The sequence below is a fragment of the Bradyrhizobium sp. NAS80.1 genome (assembly GCF_001908205.1).
Taxonomy (GTDB): Bacteria; Pseudomonadota; Alphaproteobacteria; order Rhizobiales; family Xanthobacteraceae; genus Bradyrhizobium.
Genome location: NZ_LGHL01000270.1, coordinates 1 through 7,608, shown reverse-complemented (window position 1 = coordinate 7,608; position 7,608 = coordinate 1). Strand labels below are relative to the sequence as shown.

At 64.5% G+C, this 7,608-nt stretch carries 5 protein-coding genes and 1 pseudogene; 4 read left to right on the top strand and 2 right to left on the bottom strand.

What is annotated here, in order from left to right; translation table 11 throughout:
* Together AC629_RS41020 and AC629_RS41015 are read right to left on the bottom strand one after the other, a co-directional pair.
* A pseudogene (locus AC629_RS41020) lies at positions 1–615 on the bottom strand (hypothetical protein); the annotation flags it as partial.
* Positions 616–970: 355 nt separating this feature from the next.
* Entirely contained in the window at positions 971–1,561 is a 591-nt protein-coding gene (locus AC629_RS41015; RefSeq protein ID WP_084810353.1) for a PadR family transcriptional regulator, read from the bottom strand.
* A 181-nt stretch (positions 1,562–1,742) separates the two neighbouring features.
* On the opposite strand from AC629_RS41015, the gene AC629_RS41010 reads away from it, so the two are divergent.
* The 4 genes from AC629_RS41010 to AC629_RS40995 all read left to right on the top strand — a co-directional run bounded on the left by AC629_RS41010 (position 1,743) and on the right by AC629_RS40995 (position 7,466).
* A complete protein-coding gene (locus tag AC629_RS41010) occupies positions 1,743–2,126 on the top strand; it encodes a nuclear transport factor 2 family protein (protein ID WP_084810352.1) in 384 nt (127 codons plus the stop codon).
* 38 nt (positions 2,127–2,164) lie between these two features.
* Entirely contained in the window at positions 2,165–3,955 is a 1,791-nt protein-coding gene (locus AC629_RS41005; RefSeq protein WP_084810351.1) for an acyl-CoA dehydrogenase C-terminal domain-containing protein, read from the top strand.
* A gap of 67 nt (positions 3,956–4,022) precedes the next feature.
* Positions 4,023–5,231, top strand: a complete 1,209-nt coding sequence (locus tag AC629_RS41000; protein WP_084810350.1) for an acetyl-CoA C-acetyltransferase — start codon at positions 4,023–4,025, stop codon at positions 5,229–5,231.
* 18 nt (positions 5,232–5,249) lie between these two features.
* Positions 5,250–7,466, top strand: a complete 2,217-nt coding sequence (locus AC629_RS40995) for an FAD-dependent oxidoreductase (protein ID WP_084810349.1) — start codon at positions 5,250–5,252, stop codon at positions 7,464–7,466.
* Positions 7,467–7,608 lie beyond the last annotated feature (142 nt).

The following is a 7,608-nucleotide window of genomic DNA, read 5'->3' as shown; positions in this document are numbered from 1 at the left end:
GTCCGCCGTGGGCGCGATGGAGGGGGCTGTGCGCGGCGGCATCTGCCGCGGCGCGGAACCGTCGAGCTCGCTCTGCCGCGCAGTGATCTCGGCGACCGCGACGTCGAACGAAGCGGGGCTCAGCGGCGGCGAGTTGCGATAGACCTGCGCCGCCGCGCGCTCGACGACATCGGCCTGGCGCTGGCGCGTTTCGACCGGTGGCTGCGCCGGCCGCGGCGCGTGAGGCTGCTGCGGCTGGGGCTGCTGCGGCCGCGAGATCTGCGACAGCCGCGCATCAAGTCGCGAGATTGCGTCGTTCAGCTGGCGCGCAACGCCCTGCTCGCGCGAGATGTCCTGGCGCGGCGCGGGCTTCGAAATCCGTTCGATCTGCTGGGTGATCGCGTCGAGCCGCTGGTGGATGTCGGCTACTTCGCGGCTTTCCTGACTCGGTGCCTGGTTCGGCATGTGCTGCGGACGCTGGTCGTAAGGTCCGCGAAAGTTGGGCGGGGCAGATTCGCCGAGCGTGGAGTTCAGCCAATCGTTGAGTGACATGCCGGCACGGCGCGCAGCAGCTTCGGCCCGCTCCCGAACGGATGGATCGATGCCGTCAACACTCCACGATACGCGCGAATTCATGACTCTGTCCGGTTCCGACTCCGGCGCCCCACCCGGCGCCTCCAGCCTCCCACGCGCGCCGGTTGCAACGACAATCGAATTCCGCGCGGGTCGTCTGCCTCGAAAACCGACTTTTTCCTGTTACGGTAAATAACGGGTTAAGGAACGCGTCGTCGCAGTCTTAAAGTTGGACGGCGGGAACCTTCTCCGCTGTCATGCCCCGCGGAGGCGGGGCATCCAGTACGCCGCGGCGCATCGGCTCAACCACAACCGTCTCGGAGTACTGGATCGCCCGCCCCAGTGCGCAAGTGCGCACAAGGCGGGCGATGACGGCGGAGCAAGACGCGACGGCGCTCCGTAACGTCGGGCTGAATCCTCAGCCCTTCCCCTCGCGCTTGCCGTCCTCCAGCGGCACCACCGTGCCCTTGCTGCTCATCGCCGACAGCGCATCGAGGGCTTCTTCGCAGAAATCGGCCACCATCTGCTCGTGCCGGGCACCGAGGCGGAGCAGCATCAGGTTACCGAGGTCGAGCACTCCCGACGCCGTCCCCTCCGGAAAACGCTTCTTTAGGATCCGCTCGTAGTTCTCGTGCCGGTCGCGATGGTGCTCCAGCCGGGCCATCAGGTCCGTGCGCATGGGCTCGATGCCGATGCTGTCGAGCGCATGCAGCCGCACCAGGAGGTCGTCCTTGATCGAGGGCGGTGTGCTTGGTCGCGCGGCCCAGTGCCGCAGTGCTGTTCGGCCCTCGGGAGTGAGCGTATAAATCAGCTTATTGGGTTTGCCTGACTGTACGACCTCGCGGCCCTGGATGTAGCCGCGGTCGCGCAGCTTGGAGAGTTCGCGGTAGATCTGCTGGTGGTCGGCCTTCCAGAAGAAGCCGATCGAGGAGTCGAATGTCTTGGCGAGCTCGTAGCCCGTCATCGGACGTTCCGTCAGGCATGCGAGGATTGCGTCGCCGAGTGCCATGGCACCAGCTCCCTTTTAGAGGTCTCGACCAATTGACTTGACTTTATGCGCATTGGTGCATATGCGTCAATGTGCATATGAGCTGGGCTCCAGAGCCCCGGTACCGGCCCTTTGCGCTACTTTGCATGGGGTTGTTTTCGAGTTTTTTGCCATGGCCTTGATCTAGGGAGGCATCCTGACAATGACCGGCCTCGATTCCTGGTACGCCTTCATGAAGTCTCATGACCGCGCCGCGCTCTGGGACTTGCGGCATCCTGACGCCGTCTTCGAAAGTCCCGTCGTGCATTCGCCGCAGCGCGGACGCGACATCACCTTCAAATATCTCTCCACCGCCGAGAAGGTCCTCGGCGGTCCCGGCTTCACCTATGTCGGCGAGTGGAAGAGCGCCAACGGCGCCGTGCTCGAATTCAAGAATGTGATCGACGGCATCGAGATCAACGGCGTCGACATCATCACCTTCGATAGCGAGGGACGCATCACGCATTTCAAGGTGATGGTGCGCCCGCTCAAGGCGATCAACATGCTGCATCGCCTGATGGCGGAGCAGCTGGCCGCCCAATCATAGAGAATTCCACCACTTCAAGCCCATGCCGGGAGAACGCCATGCCGATCTATAAAGCCCCCGTCGAAGACGTGAACTTCCTGCTCAACGACGTCTTCCAGATTGATCGCTACGACAACCTGCCGGGCTTCTCCGACGCGTCGAGCGACGTGCGCGAGGCGATCCTGGGCGAAGCGGCCAAGCTCGCCGAGGAAGTGCTCCAGCCGCTCAATCGTGTCGGCGATCTCGAAGGCTGCAAGCGCGCCGATGACGGCAGCGTCACCACGCCGAAGGGCTTCAAGGACGCCTTCAAGCAGGTCGCCGAAGGTGGCTGGCTCGGCCTGTCGGCGCCGCAGGAGTTCGGCGGCCAGGGCCTGCCGGTGACGCTGAGCCAGGCGGTCAACGAGTTCCAGATCTCCGCCAACATGGCGTTCTCGATGTATGGCGGTCTCACCATGGGCGCGACCGCGGCGCTGCTGGTGCATGGTACGCCCGAGCAGAAGAAGACCTACGTGCCGAAGATGGTGGCCGGCGAGTGGACCGGCACCATGAACCTCACCGAGCCGCATTGCGGCACCGATCTTGGCATGCTCCGCACCAAGGCGGTGCGGCAGGCCGACGGCAGCTTCAAGATCACGGGCACCAAGATCTTCATCTCGGCCGGCGAGCATGACCTCGCCCCGAACATCATCCATCTGGTGCTCGCCCGCATCGAGGGCGCACCCGCCGGCATCAAGGGCGTGTCGCTGTTCGTGGTGCCGAAATTCCTGGTGAATGCCGATGGTTCGGTGGGGCAGCGCAACGGCGTGGTGTGCGGCTCGATCGAGCACAAGATGGGCATCCACGGCAATTCCACCTGCGTGATGAACTACGACAACGCCACGGGCTGGCTGATCGGTGAAGAGAACAAGGGCATGCAGGGCATGTTCGTGATGATGAACGAGGCCCGCCTCGGCGTCGCTGTGCAGGGCCTCGCGCAGTCCGAAGTCGCCTATCAGAACGCCGTGGCTTATGCGCGCGAGCGCATCCAGGGCCGTTCGCTCACCGGCGCGAAGGCGCCGGACAAACCGGCCGATCCGATCATCGTGCACCCGGACGTGCGCCGTACGTTGCTCTCGATCCGCGCCTTCAACGAGGCCGCGCGCGCCTTCGTGATGTGGACCGCGCTGAAGAGCGACGTCGCCCACCGCTCCGAGGATGCCAAGGACCGTCAGGCCGCCGACGACCACATGGGCCTGATGACGCCGGTGCTGAAGGGCTTCCTCACCGATTACGGCTTCGCCAACGCGGTCCAGGCGCAGCAGATGTATGGCGGCCACGGCTACATCGCCGAGCAGGGCATGGAGCAATTCGTGCGCGATGCCCGCATCGCCATGATCTATGAAGGCGCCAACGGCATCCAGGCGCTCGACCTTGTCGGCCGCAAGCTGCCGCGCGACGGCGGCCGCGCCATCATGGCCTTCTTCGGCGAAGTCATGGCGTTCGCCAAGGAGAACGGCGGCGACGAGGCGATGAAGCCGTTCATCACCCCGCTCTCGGCTTCGCTCGGTCACCTCCAGCAGGCGACCACCTGGCTGATGCAGAACGCGATGATGAAGCCGGACAATGCCGGCGCTGCCGCGACCGACTATCTGCATCTCTTCGGCTTCGTCGCGCTCGGCTACATGTGGGCGCGGATGGCAAAGGTGACCCAGGCGAAGATTGCCGAGAGCGGAGCGACGCCCTATCTCTCGACCAAGCTCGTCACCGGGCGCTTCTTCATGGAGCGCATGCTGCCGGAGACCGCGGCCAATCTCGCGCGTATCCAGGCCGGCTCCGGCACCATCATGGAACTGCCGGCGGAAGCTTTCTAAAGGCCGCTTCCGCCGCCGCGATCCGTTCACTATTATATTATGCTCGTCATATCAGCAGGAGGGCGTCATGCCTGAGGCATTCATCTACGACCACGTTCGTACCCCGCGCGGCCGCGGCAAGGCCGACGGTGCGCTGCACGAAGTCACGGCACTCGCGCTTGCCACGGTGCCGCTGAAGGCGCTCAAGGATCGCAACAACCTGCCGGAAGACTCTGTCGATGACGTCATCCTCGGCGTGGTCGATCCTGTCGGTGAAGCCGGCTCCGACATCGCGCGCTTCGCGGCGCTGAAGGCCGGTCTCGGTGAAGCCGTGCCCGGCGTGCAGATCAGCCGCTTCTGCGCCTCCGGCCTCGACGCCGTGAACTTCGCCGCCGCGCAAGTGATGAGCGGCCAGCATGAGCTCGTGATCGGCGGCGGCGCCGAATCGATGAGCCGCGTCGGCATCGGTGCCTCCGGCGGTGCCTGGCCGATGGATCCCTCGATCGCGGTGCCTGCCTACTTCATGCCGCAGGGCGTCTCGGCTGATCTGATCGCCACCAAGTACGGTTTCTCCCGCGACGACGTCGACGCTTACGCGGTGCAGAGCCAGCAGCGTGCGGGCAAGGCCTGGGACGAGGGCCGTTTCAACAAGTCCGTGGTGCCGGTGAAGGACATCAACGGCCTCACCATCCTCGCCAAGGATGAGCACATGCGTCCCTCGACGACGATGCAGTCGCTGGCACAGCTCCAGCCGTCGTTCACGATGATGGCGCAGATGGGCGGTTTCGACGGTGTCGCGGTGCAGTCGCATCCGGAGATCGAGCGCGTCAACTACGTGCACCACGCCGGCAATTCGTCAGGCATCGTCGACGGCGCCGGCGCCGTCCTGCTCGGCAGCAAGGAGGCGGGCGCCAAATACGGCCTGAAGCCGCGTGCAAAGATCCGCGCGTTCGCCAACATCGGCTCCGAGCCCGCGATGATGCTGACCGGCCCGGTCGACGTCACCGAAAAGCTGTTCGCGCGTTCGGGCATGAAGAAGTCGGACATCGACCTGTTCGAGCTCAACGAGGCCTTCGCCTCCGTCGTGTTGCGCTACATCCAGGCCTTCGACATCGACAACGCCACGATCAACGTCAATGGCGGTGCGATCGCGCTCGGCCATCCGCTCGGCGCTACCGGTGCGATGATCCTCGGCACCGTGCTCGACGAGCTCGAGCGCACCAACAAGTCCACCGCGCTCGTGACGCTGTGCATCGGCGGCGGCATGGGCACCGCGACCATCATCGAGCGCGTCTAAGGGTAGGGAGCAACCAACATGGCTTACAAGAATTTCAAGGTTGAGACCGACGCCGACGGTATCGCGCTCGTCACCTGGGACATCCCCGGTCGTTCGATGAACGTGCTCGACGAGACCTCGACCAACGAGCTCGAGGCGATCGTGAAAGAGACCACGGCGGATGCCGCCGTGAAGGGCGTCGTCATCACCTCCGCCAAGGACGCGTTCTGCGCCGGTGCCGATCTGTCGATGCTCGAAGTCATGAACCAGGCCTACGCAAAGATCCTGAAGGAGCAGGGCGAGACTGCCGCGAACCAGATGCTGTTCGAGCAGAGCCGCCGCTTCTCGCTGGTGCTGCGCTCCATTGAGGCCTCGGGCAAGCCGTGGGCGGCCGCGATCAACGGCCTCGCGCTCGGCGGCGGCTTCGAGATCACGCTGTGCTGCCACTATCGCGTGGCGGCGGAGAATCCCAAGACGCGGCTCGGCCTGCCCGAGGTCAAGGTCGGCCTGTTCCCCGGCGCCGGCGGCACGCAGCGTGTGCCGCGCCTGGTGCCGCCGCAGGACGCGATGACCATCCTGCTCAAGGGCGAACCGGTCACGGTCGAGAAGGCCAAGGCGCTGAATCTGATTCACGCAATCGTTCCCAAGGCCGATCTGATCAAGGCCGCGAAGGACTGGATCAAGGGCGGCGGCAAGGCAGTCGCGCCCTGGGACGAGAAGGGCTTCAAGCTGCCCGGTGGTCCAGTGTTCTCCAAGGCCGGCGTGATGATGTTCCCGGCCGGCAACGCGATCTATCGCCGCGAGACCTACGACAACTATCCGGCCGCGCGCGCGATCATGAGCTGCGTCTATGAAGGCTTGCAGCTGCCGATCGACGCGGCGCTGCGCGTGGAGTCGCGCTACTTCACCTCGGTGCTGCGCTCGAAGGAAGCGGCCGCGATGATCCGCAGCCTGTTCCTGTCGATGCAGGAGCTCAACAAGGGCGCGCGCCGTCCGAAGGACGTGCCCGCGACCAAGGTGAAGAAGATCGCCGTGATCGGCGCCGGCTTCATGGGCGCGAGCGTCGGCTACGTCTCGGCCCGTGCCGGGCTCGACGTCGTCCTCATCGATCGCGACCAGGAGGGCGCCGACAAGGGCAAGGCGCATGCGCAGAAGGTGATCGAAGAGCAGATCAAGAAGGGCCGCGCCAAACCCGCGGACGCCGAAACACTGCTCGCGCGCATCACGCCGACCGCAGACTACGCTGCACTGAAGGACGTCGACCTCGTCATCGAGGCCGTGTTCGAGGACCGCAAGGTCAAGGCGGAGACCTTTGCCAAGGCGCAGGAATATCTGAAGCCGGACGTGATCTTTGCGTCGAACACCTCGACGCTGCCGATCACCTCGCTCGCGGAAAGCTTCAAGGACCAGGGCAAGTTCGTCGGCATCCACTTCTTCTCGCCGGTCGAGAAGATGATGCTGGTCGAGATCATCCTCGGCAAGAACACCGGCGACGTTGCGCTCGCCACCGCGCTTGACTACGTCCGCACCATCGGCAAGACGCCGATCGTGGTGAACGACAGCCGTGGCTTCTTCGCCAATCGCTGCGTCGGCCGTTACGTCGCCGAAGGCAACGAGATGTTCCTCGAAGGCGTGCCGCCGGCGATGATCGAGAACTGCGCCAAGATGGCCGGCATGCCGGTCGGCCCGCTCTCGCTGTCGGATGAGGTCGCGCTCGACCTCGGCCTCAAGATCATGAAGGCCACCGAGGCCGATCTTGGCCCCAACGCGATCAATCCCGATCAGAAGAAGCTGATGGTGGAGATGGTCGAGAAGCAGGGCCGTCTGGGGCGCAAGAACAGCAAGGGCTTCTATGATTACCCTGAGAAGGGCAAGGGCCAGAAGAGCCTGTGGCCGGGCCTCTTGGCGCTGCAGCCGAAGCAGCTCGATCCTGACACGCTCGACGTCGAGGAATTGAAGCAGCGCTTCCTGGTGGTGCAGGCGGTGGAAGCCGCGCGCACGGTCGAGGACCACGTGATCACCGATCCGCGCGAGGCGGATGTCGGCTCGATCCTCGGCTTCGGCTTCGCGCCGTTCACCGGCGGCACGCTGTCCTACATCGACTTCATGGGCACGAAGAAGTTCGTCGAGCTCTGCCAGAAGCTCGAAGCGAAGTACGGCTCGCGCTTCACTCCGCCGAAACTTCTCGTGGAGATGGCTGCGAAGGGAGAAACCTTCTACGGCCGTTTCGCTCCGAAGAAGGCTGCCGCCGCCTGATCGTCTGAGTTCGGTTGAGAACAGAAGGCCGGATCAGGGATCCGGCCTTCTTGTTGTGTGCCGAGTATGAGCGACAGCTTGGAGGTGGAAGTCCTCTATCCAGCCTGATGGCGGTGAAGGATTAGCGAAGCGCAAGGGCGTC

Excerpts from the sequence above, each read along its gene's own strand:
- AC629_RS41015 (WP_084810353.1), bottom strand. The coding sequence starts at position 1,561 with ATGGCACTCGGCGACGCAATCCTCGCATGCCTGACGGAACGTCCGATG.
- AC629_RS41010 (WP_084810352.1), top strand. The coding sequence starts at position 1,743 with ATGACCGGCCTCGATTCCTGGTACGCCTTCATGAAGTCTCATGACCGC.
- AC629_RS41005 (WP_084810351.1), top strand. The coding sequence starts at position 2,165 with ATGCCGATCTATAAAGCCCCCGTCGAAGACGTGAACTTCCTGCTCAAC.
- AC629_RS41000 (WP_084810350.1), top strand. The coding sequence starts at position 4,023 with ATGCCTGAGGCATTCATCTACGACCACGTTCGTACCCCGCGCGGCCGC.
- AC629_RS40995 (WP_084810349.1), top strand. The coding sequence starts at position 5,250 with ATGGCTTACAAGAATTTCAAGGTTGAGACCGACGCCGACGGTATCGCG.